Raw genomic sequence first — 18535 nt, forward strand, 5'->3', positions numbered from 1 at the left:
AGCTCTATGGTTGGTGTATAACCCACCCCAACCCCTCCCAAGAGGGGAATTTCTGCTTTTAGTATAATTACAACTATAGTTCTATAGTTACACTCCTCAACTCACAAACTCCTAAACTTTTTAACTCTTTAACTTCAAAAATCATCTACTTTTGCAGATACGCTTTTACTTTTATAGCTCATATTATTAAAACAGCACCGACTATCGCACCCGAGAAAACCGGAACGCCGCCACTGGCCTGGTTCCTGCTCATTACGCTGGCCCTTATTTGGGGTACATCTTTTATACTTATCAAGAAGGGGCTTGTAGTGTTCAGCTCCAACGAGCTGGGTGCTATCCGGATAGCGATCGCTTTCATAACTCTTTCGCCGTTTGCCATTAAACATATCCGGCAGGTGGAGCCGTACCGCTGGAAGTACTTGCTGGGCAGCGGCCTGCTGGGCAATCTGTTCCCGGCTTTCCTGTTTGCCTATGCTGAAACGCAGTTAGCCAGCGGACTTGCCGGGGTGCTTAACTCGCTCACGGCCCTTTTCACGCTGCTGGTTGGCGCTATGTTCTTCCATCAGGCCATCACCTGGATGCGCATGCTCGGTATTATCATCGGTATAGTTGGCACGGTTATCCTAATCTTCTCAGGCGGCGACACCAACATGGATAATACGTTTTATGGCATCTACATCGTGATAGCTACTATATGCTATGGCGGCAGCGTGAACATTATAAAGCACCGCTTGCAGGGCATGAAGCCGCTGGTAATGTCGAGTATGGCGCTGCTTACGGTGGGGCCCGTGGCTATAGCTTATATGTTTACAACCGACGTGGTTCCGAAACTGCAGCACACACCGGGAGCCTGGGAGGCGTTTATGTATATAGCTATCCTGGCTGTTTTCAGTACGGCTGTAGGGTTGGTGCTTTTCAATAAACTGATACACATGAGTACTACGCTTTTTGCCAGCTCCTCTACTTACCTCATTCCTATAGTTGCGCTTATGTGGGGCGTGCTCGATGGTGAAACCATACACCTATGGCATTATATAGGCATGGTCATTATCCTGGTTGGCGTATTTATAGTTAACAGGGCCAGATAAAAACAACTGCTGCAAAAGAAAGGCTCCCGTAAAACAGGAGCCTTTTTTATTTAGAAACTAATCAGGCTAATTCTTTATCAACTTCAGTGTCTCCACATCTCCGTTCTGTTCTATAGTTAGCAGGTACAGGCCGCGTGGCAGACTCTGGTTCAGGTTTAGTTGTAACACCGATGCTCCTTTAGCCAGCGGCTCTTCGTGTTGCGTTATAATTTTACCGGCAGCCGTGTATAGGGTCAGTCTTGCTTTACCATCGTTAGCGGCATCTATAGCCAGTTTTACTTCAGACTCGAACGGGTTAGGATAGGCAACGATAGTTGTTTTGGTAACCGTCCCGAAATTTACCGTACGAGGTCCGTAAAACTTAAAAGTTCCGTCTTCATCTACCTGGCGCAAACGGTAATACAGCACCCCATTCTTACCATTCCGGTTATCTGTGAAACTATAGTTCTGCGCTATGGCCGATGTGCCCACCGCGCTTTTCACAAACCCGATCTTCTGGTAACTATAGCCATCTGCAGATGCCTCCACCTCAAAACCGCTGTTATTTCTCTCCGACGCTGTTTTCCACTCCAACACTGCTGCATTATCCTGCTTCGTTGCTTTAAAGTATAGCAGTTCTACAGGTAGTGGAGTATTGCGGCCTCCCAATGTATAGCGGGCCATACTTTGTACACTGCCTAAGGAGACAAAATTATTTACTTCATCAGGAATTCCACTAGCAGTCTGCAGTTTCCAGTCGTCTCCACCTGTCCATGATGTATAAACGGCCAGGTCTGCCTCAGCAAGCCCATTAAGTTCGTGTTGCTGGTAGGCTAAGGTTACAGTTGCATTCAGGTCGGTGTTAGTGCCCTGCGGCTCCACGTTAAAGCTGCGCAAAATGCTTTTACCAGCAGAGCCAACGGTTGAGCCTGTTACCCGGGTTACTTTGGTTATGCCCGGCGTTCCTGTAGTTGGAGTTATCGTTATTCCTAACCCTCCAAAACCTTGTGCTGCACCGCTTGTAAGTGTTCGTGTGTTCTCTACGGTGCCGGTTACATATCCGGTTGCCGTTTCTGAAATAGATCCGGTTGCTGTACTAAGTACAATTTTGTTGCTGTTGCCTGTGCGCAATTCGCCGGCTGTAACGGCTAATGCTTTCTCAACATTAGTAGTACCAGCCAGCGTTTTTATACCGGTTCCCGAAATGGTCAGATTCTTATAGTTCAGTGCTGGCACTGATTGCGCGGCCCCATTAAAGTTGATCGTATTCTCGTTGGTGGCAAGGTCTGCTGAGGCTGGTGCACCTATAGAGAAAACGCCTGCTATACCTGTAGTGCCGGAGAATGCCTTGGCCCCGCTTCCGCTTAGTGTCAGGTTATGATAATTTAGTGGCAATACACTTTGGATATCAGCTTTGGTATAATGCACCGTTCCAGCATTTGAGCGGGCATCTACAGCTCCTGTTCCTAGCTTTGTAAGTGTTTCGGCAATTCTCAGGTTGCCTGCAGCAAAGGTCTTGGCGCCTGTGCTGCTCAACATCAGGTTGTTATAATCAAGGGCTGCTATGGTTTGCGGGTTAGCACCGTTATACTCTATAGTTGCTGGTGTTATTACAGTAGCTTCATTGCCTTTAGTAAGATTACCTGCAATCTGCGCTATACCTGCTTCAAAGGTGGCCGTTCCGAAGTTTTGCAGATCCAGGTGGCCGTACTGCACACTTTTTATACTTTGGTTGCTGCCATTGTATACTATAGTACTGCTCGGGTTTAAAGTATAGCTATCAAAAACCGGAAGCGTACTTGTTCCTCCTACCTTCATGGTGGCGTTGTTGGCTACTGTAAGTGTGGTTCCGGCTACTGCTTTTTTCGTAAGAATTCGGTTGGCTGCATCCAGGGTACCGGTAGCTACATTTATAGTTTGCAAGCCATTAATATCACCAGCCAATAATACCGTTGGGGTCGTGCCTGTTTTGTTTACCCGCAGCTCGTTTATAGTTATTGGGTTTGCTGAAGTTATAGTTGCGGCGGCTGTTCCTGTTAAATCAACCCAATTACCTGCAGCGCTAAATCCGTTGCCATTATTAGTGAGGCTGCCATGAAGGGTAAGGTTTTTACTTACCGTTAAGCCACATCCCGAAGCAACTGTCAGGTCTTTTATTACTGTTGATCCTGTACCGCTCAGGTTAGCTGCGGTTGCTGTAAAAGTAAGATTGGTAGCAGCAGCATTTATAGTCCCGTTGTTTACCAGGTCATTATCCAGCGTTAGTGTAGTGTTGAAGTTGTTTAAAGTTGCCCCATTTGCGATGGTCATCAGGTTAGCAACGCGCGTATTGGCTTGAAGAGCCCTGGTGCTGCCATCCTGTAACGTAAGGTAGCCATAGGTTACAGGTGCTATTGCCAGGTTACCTCCTGAATAAATAACAGAACTGTTTACACCTAATGTATTTGTAGTAAAGTTGGCAGGGTAAGTTGCCGTGTTGTTGATCCGAAGTGTTGCACCATCAGCAAGCGTAAGAGTTCCTCCTGCCCCAGTCCTGTTCATGGTATGGCTATTCAATATCAACATGCCGCTTTGTACATTCAGCGAGCCATTTAGAGTAGAGTTGCCTGTAGTGGTTAATGTATTTGTATTTGTTTTGCTCAGGTTATTGAAATTGGTTGCTGATACGGTCTGGTCTGTGCTGCCCGAGAAGATGACGGTGCTTGTGCCCGGAACAAAAGAAGAAGTATTGGCTGTGCTCCAGTTTCCTTTCAGATCTATGGTCGCGGCATTCCCCTGCAATGCCCCGCTAGTTATACTTATGTTGCCAGCCACATTAATTGCAGGTATAGCCATGGCTAAAGTTCCGGTATTATTAACAGTTAAGTTACCGGTTATACTTTGTGCCGAAGCCGAAGTATAAGTTGCTGTACCTGTGGTCTTGTTTATTGTCAGATGATGATAAGGCACTCCGGCTACCACCTGGGCAGCAGTTCCGTTATAAATTACCGTACTTGTTCCACCTGTAAAGTTGCCAGCTTCATATGTATAGTCTCCGCCGATAGTCAGGTTACCTGTACCTAATGCTATACTTCCATTTCCGCGATGCTGTATTCCGCCCGTTATTGCAACTGTACCGGAAGCGCTGTTTAACGAAAGGCTGTTACCGGCATTACCATCATTTAGTATCAGGTTACCGCCTATAGTTATAGTTTGAGCACCTGCATTCAGCGCATGTTGCGTGCCTGCACCGCCGCCAGAAGTTGCCAGATCGCCATTTGTTCTCAGTGAGCCGGCCGGCATTGACAGCGTGATCTGGTTGGCTCCAAAAAATTTAACATCCTTTACCCATTCTGCAAAATTTATACTTGGCTGATTAGTTGGCACCAAGCCTCCCAGTTCTACAAAATCAGTATTGATAGGCCCGGCAATACCACGAGTCATTACACCATCTGTCCATACTTCCCAGTTAGCGCCCTCTTCCCAGGCTATACCGTTTGCTCCATCCCATTTATAAGTGCTTGGGTTATCAGTCAGCGTCCAATAGCCAGCAACTGTGGTCAAATTGTTTCGGCGCACCCAGTTCTGTGCAGCGTCGTAGGCATGGCGGCTGGCATTAGACCATACATCTGAAGTAGTGGCTCTCCGGTATAGTTTCAGGCCGTCTTCCAGACATCCGTTAAGCTCTGCATCCTGGTACTGCAACTGTACACTGGCACTTGTAAAATTTCCTATCGGGGCTAATAGCTGGTATTGCCTGTTTATACTTTTACCACTCAGGAAATCTGTAGGTAAGGATATTCCTGTTATCATAGATGCTTCTGTTACGCCAGTGCCTCCTGTAAATGCCAGTGTGGCATATGGCCCGTTAAAAGCATAAGCCGAACCTGGTGCAAATGCATGCTGCCTTGTTACTGTACCCACTACCCAGCCGTTACCAGTTCTGTCGCCGAGTATAGTTATTTTGCTGGCACCGGTGCGCAGTTCACCATTCGTCATGTTCAGGGTTGTGGCCGTAGCATCGTTGTTAAGGGTTACAGCGTTGGTTACTGCCGTCTTATTTATAGTTAAGGCATTAAATGTTGTTGCCCCGGTTATACTTGCATTGGCTGCTCCTGTAAAAGTTACGGTTCCGTTGTCATGGTTAAATGTGCCGTTGTTAGTCCAGTTACCATACATCATATGGTTGAAATTACCTGCATTAAATATAGCCCCAGCATCCAAAAGCATATTCCCATTTACAATTACAACCCCGCCTGCAGTTTTAGCTCCCGTGTTGGTTAACACCAGGTGATGATAAGGTGTAGCAAGTATAGCCTGAGCACTTGTACCGTTATAATAAACTGTATTTGGTGTAGAAGTAGTTACATCAAAAGCGGAACTTACGCCTTTGGTAAATGCACCAGCCACATACAGGTTTGCGTTAGCCAGCATACGCATGCTTGTACCAGTAATGCCTACATTGTATAAATAATGTGTGCCTGCATAAGTAGAAGTATTACCGAAAGTAGCTGTACCTGCACTCGCCGTTAACGGACTTGCTCCACTGAGCGAAGCATTTACTGTAAAGGAATTTGCTGTAGAAGTAAGGTTGGCAATGTTCAGATTAAAGAATGTTTTAGTGCCCGAGCCCGCTATATTTTTGCTGGCACCAGCCATTGTTACCGTACCCGCACTGGCCGTAAAGGTCTTGCCTGTATTAACTGTAAAGTTACCATACATGGTTGGGTTGGCAGCTGTCGTAACTATACCATCCACTGTCAGGTTCTGGAAGTTTAAATTATTGCCGCTTATACTTTTACTTACAGTATTTATAAAGGTAATCGTACCATCCGCCACCTGCGAAATTCCTCCCGGAGCGTTCAGGTCTCCGCGTATAGTTAAGGCTGGCACTGTTACATTTATACCTGTTCCGTTTAAAGTTAAGTTGTAAAACTCTGTAGCTCCGGCCGTACTTGATATGGTTTTACTGTTGCCTGTCATAAGCACGGTGCTGGCATTGCCTGTGAAAGTGCCGTTGGCACCCCAGTTGCCACCTATGGTGTGTGTAGCGCTTCCTCCATTAAAGGTAGTGCCTGTTCCAATGGTTACGTTTCCTGCTACGTTTACCGATGCCCCTGCTGTATAAGACACTGTGCCTGTACTTGTCAGGTTGCCCTGTACCGTCATGGCTGTTACAGGCATTGTTTTTACCCCAGAAGTACTTAAAAGCAAATGGCCGTATGTTTGGGGGGCAACTGTCTGGTTTGTACCATAATACTCAACTGTACTGTTTGCGTGTAGAGTATTTGTGCCATAGTTTGCAGGAAATGTATTGGTACCTCCGATGCGCAGGGTTGCGCCTGAAGCTATACTTAAATACGCACCCGGGCTACTATCTTTATCTAAAGTATAGGTTTCCAGGTCAAGGGTACCCGCATCAATATGCAGCCCTGAATCTGTAGCTCCATAAACACGTGTATTGCCACTTAACTTTTTCACCCCGCTACCGCTTACCCGTAATATGGGATAAACTAAAGCGTTATCTATTAATTGATTCCCGCCGGCATAATTAATGGTGCTGGCAGTCCAATAAACTGAAGGAAATCTGCTGTAGTTAGAAGAATAGGTTGGACCTTTTACAAAAAGAGTAGCGGATGCGGCCAATTCAAATTTTACGTCGGGCACACTCGGCACCGATACCAAATGAGTTCCGGGATCCAGGCTGCCTTTTACATACAGTTCTGGTTGCACAGTAACGTTACCACTTGTGTTTGAACGGGCAACCATACTTATACCTGCATTAAGAATTGTTGCTCCGTTAAGTATAAGGTGATTAAATGTATTTGCGCCGGTACCTCCAATTGTTTTACCTGTGCCGGTAAATTCTACTTTAGGATACTGTGTACTACGAGCATTAGGAGAGTTACCTTTTATATATAGATTCTCAGTAAAGATACCATTGTTGGTCCAGTTACCTTTTACAGTAATATACGTTCCCTCATTTTCTATTTCGGAGCCAGGCACAATCAATACATCTCCATGCACGGTTAATCCCTTGTCCGATGATACTAGTAACTTAACTGCTTTCGCGCCACCAACTGTCAGAGAAAGACATTCAGCCAGAGAAGTCTGGTCTATCTTGGGCTCTTTATTACCTGTAAAATTAGCATCCCCAATAACGGCATGCTTGGTAGCATCCGGCACACCTGCCGTCCAGTTGCCGGCAGTATTCCAATCTGTGCCGGCACCTGTCCAACTTGTGGTGATTTGTGCAAAAGCATTAAGCTGTAGCCCTAGCCAAAGCAACGTAACTAGACATAATCTAAGAGCTAAAATTTTGTTAGCAGTAGCAGTTAAATACATAGTATCGCTTTTAAAGTATTGCTGCAAATAGCTTTAAGCTACTGCACCATATAATGCTGTAAATAGTAAGCGTATTCGTATGCGGCATGCTAAAATTTGTACTAATCAACCAACTAGTTATCCTAATTATAGGACAGCTTGTTGCTATAGCAAAATTCTGGATTGATTGAGACCTTAACCATACTGCTTTAGTTACATATGGAAACGGTAAAATTTAAGACGGTTTGAGCTAATAAGTATTTATGGATGAATATATATAAATTTACTTATCATAGCAATAATTTATTGCATTTATTGACTAAAATATTTATTCAGTGTTTAAAAAAATTCAATAAATAGCTTGCATAATGCTTTAAAAACTAAACACACAGGCTCTTTGAGGTTTAGTTTGCTTAAAAAGCATATCGCTGTTAAATAATTTTATAATGAAGTATTAATAGGAGGCGGGTATTTGTAAATCCTTTTAAAAGCTTTGCACCGCAGGCGAAAGAGTTGTGATTTCATATAAAACACAACAGGCTCCCTTGTGAGGAGCCTGTTGTGTTTATTTAGTCATAGACCTTATTCTTTCATCAGCTTAAGCGTCTGTTGTTGACCGTTCAGTTCAATTACCAGTAAATACAACCCTGGCTCATAAGCTGTGTTCGCTAATGATAGTGGGTTATCATTTATACCGGCTTGCACTTGTAGTGCTTCCGTTTTAAGCAGACGGCCTGTAGCTGTGTACAGTTTTATAGTTGCTACTCCTGTCGTAAGTGTGCTAATATTAACACGTAATTTATTCTTAAACGGATTAGGATACACTTCAGCAGGAACCGCAGCCACAACTATCCCAAAGTTTACAGTCTTCGGACCATACATTTTAGAAGTACCATCAAAGTCGATCTGCTTCAGGCGGTAATACTGCACTCCGTTTTTGCTGCTTCGGGTATCGGTAAAGCTATACTCCTGCTTTGTAGCCGATGATCCTACTCTGCTTTCTACAAAGCCAAGTCTCTGGTAAGTATTTCCATCTGTTGATACCTGCACTTCAAAACCCTTGTTATTCTGCTCACTTGCAGTTGCCCACCTCAACTCAGCATTGTTACCTTTTTTGGTTGCTGTGAATGAAAGCAGTTCTACTGGGAGTGGAGTAACATTGCTGCCAAGTGTTAAACGGGTTAAAGTCTTCACTTGCGCTGCTAACGTATTATTAGCATCAGGAGCTGAAGTTGACTGCTTAATCCACTTACCTCCTTCAAAGCTATGCAAACGTAGTTCTTCTTTTGGTAAATTGTTCGATTCCCAATCTAAATAGTTAAATACTACCGATGCATTTAGGTTACTATTTGTACCTGAAACTGTAAAAGCAAAATCTCTAGCGATACTATAGTTATTAGTTTGATCAGACTTTATCGGAGTTCCAGTTGTCCGTTCAACAGTGACAGTCCCTACATTATCAGTAGTCGACACTTGTATACCCATATTTCCAAAATCATGAGAAGTTGCAGTTACGGCTTGTGGTACTGTGCCTTGTGTCTGTACTACTGAGTTTCCAGAGGTCTCTCCGAATGTACGCTCTGTAACTACTTTACCATAAACATAACTATTGTTATTCTCACCAACCAGATTAGCTGTATTGCCAAGCGTAAGTATATACTTGTCAGTATTTAAGATACCACCATTCATAATCACTTGTTCATCAGCAATTGCATCTACCAACAGGGTTTTCTCTCCGGAGCCTGATAGCTTAAGCGTTTTATAAGTGAGGCCTGGAACGCTCTGATCAGCCCCGTCAAACTCTATTGTGTTTCCGGCTGTGCTTAGGTTTGCGAGGCCAGGAGTAGTTACATCAAATGTATTCCTAATGGCTGTAGTGCCGGTGAAAGTTTTAGTACCAGATTCGCTCAGCGTCAGGTTGTAGTAGTTTATTGGTAACACCGCCTGCACTGCTGAGCCATTATAATTTATGGTAGTACTGTTCGTAATAGCATCGGCTTCGGCTGTACCTTCGGCAGCTATAGTCAGATCACCAGCTATACCTATTATACCTGAAGCAAAAGTTTTTGTTCCGGCATTACTAAAAATCAGGTTGTTATAATCAATCGCTGCTACATCCTGCGCACTGGCACCGTTAAATTCAAAGGTGGTTGGTGCTTCAATTAATTGACCTAACTCACCTGCTACGACAAAGTTACCAGCAACTTTAGCATGACCTGTTTCAAAAGTAGCAGTACCTGTATTTGTTAGTACTAAGTTACCATACTGTACACTTTTCACTTGCTGGTTGGCGCCATAGTATTCTACTGTACTGGTTGGAGCAAGAGACACAATGTCTTGTGCATCAAAGTTTGGTAAAGAAGCTAAGCCGTCGACTTTTACAGTGGCACCATCAAGTACTTTAAATGAAGTTGAAATCAGTCCTTCTTCTCCTTCTGATAAATTGGGATGAACAGTTATAACACTTTCACCTAAATCTAACACACCTTTTTCTACATCAACACTAAGTACTTTATCTATGTTAGTAGAAACATTCACTGTAGATGCCTGGTCTGATTTATCTATTACTAATCTAGATAAAGTTAATGGTTTAATAGGATCGGTTGAAATACTAGATGGATGTGGCCCTACAAATGTGATTTTGTTTTCACCGCTATTAAAACCAACTCCGTTATGAGCAAGGTTACCAAAAAGCATTATACTGTTGCCTATTGTTAAGCTGGCGTTATTGGCCACTGTAAGGTCTCCTATCATAGTAACCCCATTACCCGAAATCTTTGAATTTGATCCAGTAAATGTGAAGTTTCCTCCTAATCCAACGCTCCCCTTAGTTATTGGGCTAATACTTGCTATTGTACCACTGTTAATCAGCTCGCCTTTAATAAAGAAGTTAGTACCTAACAAGCCATGATCAGGGAACAGCGGAACAGCATTTAAAGTAGCACCACTTTCTACAACAAGATTTCCGTCAATGTTCCAATCTGTAATGCTTAAAACATATTTACCTTCTGGGTCTAACGTAGTTGTAGATATACCTAAATTGTTAGCTACAATTAAATTATTCAGAACTGGAGTAGTTGACCCTGCCAATATAATTTGACCTGACCCTCCGAACCTTAGTGTACCTGTACTCTCAAAATTACCAAATCGGAAAGGGAAAGCTTTAGGCAAAGGCACCCCTACCGGCCATAATGGATAAGGCGGCAAAAACTCTAATAATCCAGAGCTTTTGAATGTCCCATTATTTTCAAAAATAGTAAAGACTTTATGTGTATAAGACCCGCCATCAAAAGTAGCGCCTGGGTCAATTCTAAACATACCAGCCACACCCCATCCAACACTCGCTTTTACACCACCTGTATTCTGAATGACAACATTCCCAAAGGCAGGTGCAGCATCTGATTTCAGAACGGGAGGGACATTACCTGTAAAAACTACGGTTGGTGCACCACCCGGCCCAGGGTTAATCGGAGCCATAAGGCTAATATTCTGAGGCTGAACTCCAACAAATATAGCCTGCCCACTACTAGTTAAAATACCACTGTTAATAAAGTCCCCAACCACGTATACTGTGCTTGTACCAGCATCCAATGTCCCTTTTATATCAATACTACCTGCTATTTGCATTATTGGGTTTACTGCCTCAGGAGCTGTATTAAGTTTCTCTATTCTGTATTTTGCTTCATTTTGAACAGTCAGGTTATAGAAGTTCAAAATACTTTTAGGATCATATACTGTTTTCCCATCTACGTCTCTTGCTGTTGCAGATGTTCCTTTCAGTACTCTTTCAACACCTCCTGTGTTTGCAAGCGTAAGGGTACTATTTCCTGTTAGCGTAATCTCTCCCTTATTAATTAAATCTCCACTTAAGTTTATAGGATGAGACCCCGCAGTAAAGCTTGTGCCTTCCTCTATTAGAAGTTCATTGTTAACTGTAGTTAATCCTGCTAAAGATTTAAGTGAAGAATTAGATAAGGTTAGTTTACCATAAGCCACAGGAGCTACAAGTTGATTTATAGTAGCATTATAATTTACTACACTTTCAAGACTTAGATCATAACCAAAATTTAACGGAAAATTATTCTCCCCTTTAATTATTAGTGAAGATTCATCTGCTAAATGAAGCAGACCACCACTACTCGTTCTGTCTAATTTATATGTATCTAAATTTAGCGTTCCTGACAGAACTTTAACATCGCCGTCAACAGCTACATCTCCGTTTAATGAAACACCCTCTGCAGAAGCGTTATCAAACTCAAGGTTAATAAACTCTGACGAAGACACACTTTGAGGTTCAGTACCTGTGAATCTTACTATAGCTGAACCACCTTCAAATGCTCCTCCTTCATTAATCCAGTTCCCTTTAAGATTTAGATTTGTGTTAGTTGTTCTTAATTTAGCACTTGTTGTATTAGCTATAGTTAAGTCCTCACTAACTATAAGCTCATTATTTTGTGTTGTGTTTGGATCTACCTCTGATGATTGAATAACAAGAGTACCATCAGTTATTGTTAAATTTCCTCCAATAGTTTTAACACCACTCACTTCAAAATTAGCCGCACCTCCTGTCTTATCTATAACTAAATGATGATAAGGTATATCTGCAACAGTTTGAGCACTTCCTCCTTCGTATGTAACTGTACCTTCATTAGTTATAAAGTTTTCTGATCCATTATTAATGTAGTTGCCTTTTAGCCTCAAGTTACCAGAGCCTATATTTAATATTGCAGTATTTTGAATAAGGGAGTTGTTTACAATTATTTCTCCTGAATTTTTGGTTATGTTTATTTTATGTAAACCATTATCCATTTGAAGATTGCTTCGCACTTCAAGTTCCCTATCATTTGTTATTATAGTATGGGTTTGGCTTGTTACCTCAACTGGAGATAAGTTACCTTTTATTCTTAGCGCCGGTTCTTCTGTATCTATAGGATTGAATAAAGTATTACTAATAGTTAGTACTGTTTGGAAATCTGGTTTGAAAAGGAGGCCTTTTAAGAAAACTTCTGATCCAATAACCGGTTCATTCTTATGATCCCAACTACCAAGTTCAACAATATCAGTAGTGGCTGGTGCTTCAGTAGCTGCCTCCAACGTAACACCATCCACTTTATACCTCATCCAGTTTGCTTTCTTTTCCCATATTTCATCTACTTCTCCAGTCCATACATATCTGTTAGGCTTATCTGATATTGCCCAGTATTTATTCAGATTTGTAAAACCGTTTATTGGGTCTGCCTTTGTACCATCGTCCTCTACCCAGTTTTCTTCATATTGATTATCAATCTTATCTGCTACTGACCAGTTTACATTATTAGGATAATATGTTGACCATGAAAGCTTTAAACCGTTTTCATCACTAACTTCAGTGTTACCATTTAGTTCTGAGTCTTCATATTGCAATCTTATTTTTGCTCTTTTGTAGCTACCATTCGCTTGCACATAGTATAGCCTGTTTACAGGTACGGCATCTTTAAATGTAACCACTGTTGGAGTTGTTGTTACAGAGATTGTGGTTACCGGATCAACTATCTCTCCCAATTTAATAGTAACATATGGCCCGTTAAATGTATATTCTGTTGTGGTATTAAAACCGTCAACCGGTTCTCGTGTTATAGTGCCCTCTATCCAACCAGTACCACTTCTATCACCTATCACGGTTATACTATTAGCTCCAGTCTTCATAAACCCGGTTGCTAATACTATATCTGTAGTCTGAATTTCAGAATCAAGAGTTACAAAGTTTACTAAATCACTTTTATTAATCTGTATCTTATTAAAGGTAGTTACCCCTTCTATTGTGGTATTCCGGTTTCCAGTAAAGTTTATAGCTCCATTCGCAGCGGAAAGAGTTCCTGCATTTACCCAGTTACCATTCAATTCATGCACAAAGTCACCGGCAGCAAAAGTTACTCCTTCCCCAATTACAATATCACCCAAAGTTACAAGGCTGCTTATTGCTGTTTTTATTGTCTCGGCACCGGAAAATTTCAGATGGTGGTAGGTAACATTATTTACATTTTGATTACCGCCATTGTAATTAACAGTATTTTGGGCTGTAACATCAAAATCAGTATTAACACCTGTGAATAGACCAGCAATACCCATTGTAGAGCCTGCGCCCATTTTCAGTTTTTTGCCTGACTCTATTGATACATTAAACAGATCATGTTCACCACTAAAGGTTGAGTTCCCATTAAAAGTTATAGTTCCTTGAGTAGCCGTTAGACCATTACCGCTCAGGTTAGAATTTATGAAGAAATCTGATACTGTAGATATTTTAGTCGTTGTTGTAGCTGGAGCAATATTTAAATTATAAAACTGTGTTTTACCTGAACCAGCGTGAGTGATGTTTTTAGTAGTAGTATTATCTATCTTGTTTGTGAAAGTGATAGTACCACCTGTAGCTGTAAAAGCACCACCTGCAATTGTTTCATAGTTACCGTTAATAGTAAAAGATGCTACTGATGCTATAGTGCCGCTTACATAAAGGTTATTCAGTGTAATACCTGTCCCTTTTATAGAACGTGCGGCTCCTTTCATTGCAACGCCTCCTACAGTCTGTGTTAGTGTACCTGCACCTCTTGTTTCCAAATCCCCTTTAACTGCGACATTTCTATTCCCTACATTTATATCTATTTTACCAGTAATAATCAGGTTATTAAATTCATTACTTTCAGTACTATTAACTAGCAGGTCTACATTGATTCTTATTTCATCGCCAGTTGTACCTTTTAGTATAACTGTGCTTGACTCGCCTTCAAAGTCGGCATTATTAATCCAGTCACCACCCACAGTATGTGCTAGTGCTGATAAACCACCTCTAAAAATTGCCGTTTCACTTAAGTCTACATCTCCAGATATATCCATATTACTAAGAGCCCTAAACTTAGCAGAACCTGCTCCCTTCAGATTACCTCCAATTACAAGAGGTACATTCGCAGCAAGCGTAGGCATTTCTTTAGTGCCGCTACCAGTTAAATGCAGATTGCCATATCCATTCACTACATATGTCACATTTTGGTCTACTCCATAGTATTCAACTGTACTTGAAGAACCAAGGTCTACAGTTTCATAATTGGATGGAAAATTTGATGCGCTTAACATTAAATTAGCATAGTTTGCCACACTCATAGTACCACCCAAGGCTGTTCTATTTAAATTAAAGCCTTTTATATCAAGTGTTGCGGCATCAACAAATAGGTTGGAAAGAACATTGGTATGCGCAGACAATGATTTGATTCCTGTACCACTAATACGTAGTACACCATATGTTCTACCTGATAAGATGTTTTGATTTCTACCGCCTGAATAGTTTATTTCGCCAAGAACATCAAGTTGGGTAGGAAACATTTCCAGACCGGTCCTTACATTAATATAATTACCTATATAGTCCTCTGCCTGCACATGCGCCACAGCACGCTGCGCAACGGAGAATATTATACTTCCACTATTACTAGTAACAATTTCTTGAAACTTAATCTGGTTTTCTTTGGGGTTTAATGACCCTGTAATATAAAGCTGCGGATTTATTGTTACAGATACTTTATCATTCTTTGTATTAACAGCATCAACCGCAGTTAAGCTAAGGTTACTATCTAGTGTTATTGATCCTGAAATAAGTAAATTACTAAAGCTTCCGTTTACATCTGCAACAGTTAGCCCTGATATAGTACCTGTACCATAAAATTCTGTAACAGGCCATACTTTACTCGCATTCCCTTTTCCACTGTTCTCTGCATAAGCAACCTCTGAATATCTACCGCCTGCAACTACTGTAAAGCTTCCCCCATAAAATGCCTGAACACCTAAGTTTCTTAAATAGCCACTTACTCCAATCTTTACGTTCCCTGTAACACGCATGCTTTTAGGAGCCATGTAAAATTCTACAACTTTTCCTTCACCTATAGTTAATGACTTAATGGTATAATCGGCCCAGTCATTTATTACAGGACCAGCCTTACCAGTTGTCATATCAGTATCACCGATCACCACATCATCATTAATGCCAGGAACTTTTTTAGGTTCCCAGTTATCTGCAGTATTCCAGTCTGTAGCAGTGCTACCATTGCCCCCGCGCCATTTTATGACATCTGCAAAACTGTTCAGATCTACAAACAACAGTAATACCAACAAAAATGAAATCCGTTTGCCAGATGACAAAACATTAACAAGAGTAAAAGTTCTCATAGATTAAACTAAGGGTGAAACTGGGTAAACTTTTTAATAAAATTAGAAACAGTATAATTTTTAATTACCTAATCAAAGGCACAACTTGGCAATGTATGACATCAGGCTAAATGTAACTTTTTGCATATTTTCTTTTCAATATCACAAAGCTAAGCCCGCTTTCAATTGATTTATTAAGGTAATAAAACGGACCTATGTAAATCACAAAAGGCATTTTACGAATTATAAATTTAACTATACTGCCTTATTAGTGCCTTTCAATATAGAAGTTATACAAGGTTTATGGTATCCACAAGCAGTACCTATAGTGCATTTTGATATTCTTTTTAATACACAATATGCATTTGTTAATGTAAGCTTTTAAATAGAATTTACTTCGAATATTCATATAACTTTCTTTTAATAACACCGTAAAAGACTAGGAATATTCAAAGAAATCTATATTTAAAGTAACTTTAATCGCTTGTTTTTGAACAAAAGCAAGACAAATTTTAAACATGTATGCTTGCATAACATTATTTCTTTCTTCAATAACTATATAGCCAAGAACTGCCTGAGAGGGCAGCATTATCAGCTGATGATTATTTATATCAGCGTTAAAAGAATGGACTGGAAGAAAGGAGATGCTAGCGACTTTATAGATTTGATCGCTTATTTCAGAAGCTGAATGATGTAAAAATCATGCGCTATAGTTCTACCCCCAAAGCTCTCCTTGTTACGAACAAGGTTCTGGTTTAAATATCTCCCCTGCTGCTCTGTAGATACCCCAAAACTGAAGTAGTGTTTATGCTGATACTCTTCTGCGACAAGATGATCGATCAGCATATCCAAAGCGCCTGACGTTTTGCCTTCCGGGGTGGCGGCAATATATTGGCAATGAGCAACGCTTGCCGTTTCGTACACTATAACACCAGCAATTAAAACCTCTTGGTTTAAAACTGTATAAAGCTTAATGTTCTCAGGGAAACGAGATGCAAGTAAGTGCATTTCAGCAGCAGTATGAGCCGGAGCTGTTTTATATTTCTGTTGCAGTAATGTGTGTTGCAAGCTCAGGAACTTATCGTAGTCATGGCTTAGCTCAATTTGCAGGTTATGCGGCTGTTTTAGTTTCCGTTTGCGAAGTGTGTTATAGGGCAATTTATTATTAAGCGAGATAACAGTATTCAGGTCACGTCGGTAAAGCACGGCATCATTCCTGAAAAGGGCATACAAATCTTCTTCGGCGGGCAGTTGGTGGTAGATGTGCGGTATAGTTTTATAGTTTATAGTTTCAAAGCCTTGCTCTCTATAATACAGGATCATCGCATCGAAAACATCCAGCATTAACTGGGCTTTCATAGTTGGACCGCTAACTATACCACCATATGTTAACCCGCCATGCGATTGCACTTCTCTGCCTGTTAGATTAGCCGCCAATAAAGCTACAAGCTTCCCATTACTATAAAATAACAGCGAGTGGTCCTCAAACCTGTCGGCGTGATAGTCCATGTAACCGCGCTGCAACATAAACGTGCCATTTTTGGAAGTTGCCACAAAAGCATCCCAGGCATCTTTATAGTTCGCGCTATACTTTATTACTTCCACTGACCAGTGATTAAGGGAATTGAACTAAGATTCTTAAAATTACAGATTCCAGGGTGCTATCTGAACTATAGCTTAAAGGGATTTATGGTTATAACTTTTTAACTCCTAAGCTCTCTAAATCACAAACTCTTTAACTATAGTAGTTACCTGTTCAGTACAATCCGAAACGTGGTGCCTTTACCAACTTCAGACGATTTTACATAAAGCCTGCCGCGGTGGTAGTTATCAATAATTCGTTTGGCAAGTGCCAGACCTAAGCCCCAGCCGCGTTTCTTGGTTGTATAGCCGGGCAGAAAGACAGAGTCTATCTTGCTTTTAGGGATACCTTTACCGGTGTCTGTAATATCAATGGCGATATTGCTCTTGCCAAGCAAGAGTAACTTCAGTGTTAAATTTCCTCTTCCTTCCATAGCATCTACAGCATTCTTGCAGATATTCTCAATTACCCAGTCAAAAAGTGGCACATTGATTTTTGCGGTAATATCAGGCGAAAACGTAGAAACAACCTCCATCTCTACTTTACGCGAAATACGGTTTTGCAAGTAGTTAATAGCGTTCTGGGTTACCTGATAAATGTTTTCGTCGCGGAGCAATGGCACCGAACCAATATTCGAGAAGCGTTCGGTAATTATCTCCAGCCTTCTGATATCTTTCCATAGTTCTGCAACTATAGGTTCGTTCTCAAACTTGGGGCTAACTTTCATGTATTCGTACCACGCCATCAACGACGACAATGGTGTACCCAACTGGTGAGCAGTTTCTTTTGCAAGCCCAACCCAAACCCTGTTCTGCTCCGCTTTGCGCGAGTAACTAAACGCAAAATAGGCCATCAGCGCAAAGCAGGCAATTACCATCAGCTGCACATACGGGTAGTAACGCAACTGCGAGAGCAGGTCTGAGTCTTTGTAGAAAACATAATTTACCGAGCCTTCGGCCCATGGCACAACTATAGGCGCATGCTGGGCTTTCATTTTCTCGATCTGCCGCTGCAGCATTTCGTTTACTTTTTCGGGATCATCTGCAATGTTTTCGGGTATATTTATGTTCTTAGAGTCAAGTATGTTTTCGTTTTCGTCGGTAAGTATAACGGGCACCGTAGTGTTAGCTGACAGTATTTCCTCTTCAATAAACACGATGTTGTCGTCGGAAGGAGCACTGATCATGTAGCGCAGGCCCTTGGCGTATAGTTGCACCAGTTCCTGCTCCCGCTCAGATAACTTACTTACCAGAATATTGGTATAGGTTATAGTTGCAGCCCCTATTATGAGCGCAATTATTACAACTATAAACTTTATTCTGTTTTTCTGAGAATAGATGGGTATCATGCAGGGAACACGAAAATTATTTGAATTTAGTATAAATTGAATAATAAGGGCAAGTAAGTTTTATTT

At 41.4% G+C, this 18535-nt stretch carries 5 protein-coding genes; 1 reads left to right on the forward strand and 4 read right to left on the reverse strand.

The window, feature by feature from the left end:
* The first annotated feature begins 251 nt into the window (after positions 1-251).
* A complete protein-coding gene (locus ABS362_RS07250) occupies positions 252-1088 on the forward strand; it encodes a DMT family transporter (protein ID WP_491568579.1) in 837 nt (278 codons plus the stop codon).
* Between the two features lie 66 nt (positions 1089-1154).
* Here ABS362_RS07250 and ABS362_RS07255 read toward each other — a convergent pair whose 3' ends face one another.
* The 4 genes from ABS362_RS07255 to ABS362_RS07270 form a co-directional block, all read right to left on the reverse strand.
* Positions 1155-7334 (reverse strand): T9SS type A sorting domain-containing protein, encoded by a 6180-nt coding sequence (locus ABS362_RS07255; protein WP_350411732.1) that lies wholly within the window; start codon positions 7332-7334, stop codon positions 1155-1157.
* 618 nt (positions 7335-7952) lie between these two features.
* The gene (locus tag ABS362_RS07260; RefSeq protein WP_350411733.1) at positions 7953-15560 is read right to left on the reverse strand and encodes a T9SS type A sorting domain-containing protein; all 7608 of its coding nucleotides are present in this window, start codon (positions 15558-15560) and stop codon (positions 7953-7955) included.
* Positions 15561-16211: 651 nt separating this feature from the next.
* Positions 16212-17144 (reverse strand): GNAT family N-acetyltransferase, encoded by a 933-nt coding sequence (locus ABS362_RS07265; protein WP_350411734.1) that lies wholly within the window; start codon positions 17142-17144, stop codon positions 16212-16214.
* Between the two features lie 143 nt (positions 17145-17287).
* Positions 17288-18469, reverse strand: coding sequence for an ATP-binding protein (locus ABS362_RS07270; RefSeq protein WP_350411735.1), 1182 nt, complete (start codon positions 18467-18469; stop codon positions 17288-17290).
* Between the last annotated feature and the right edge of the window lie 66 nt (positions 18470-18535).

The sequence above is a fragment of the Pontibacter populi genome (assembly GCF_040278685.1).
GTDB lineage: Bacteria > Bacteroidota > Bacteroidia > Cytophagales > Hymenobacteraceae > Pontibacter > Pontibacter populi.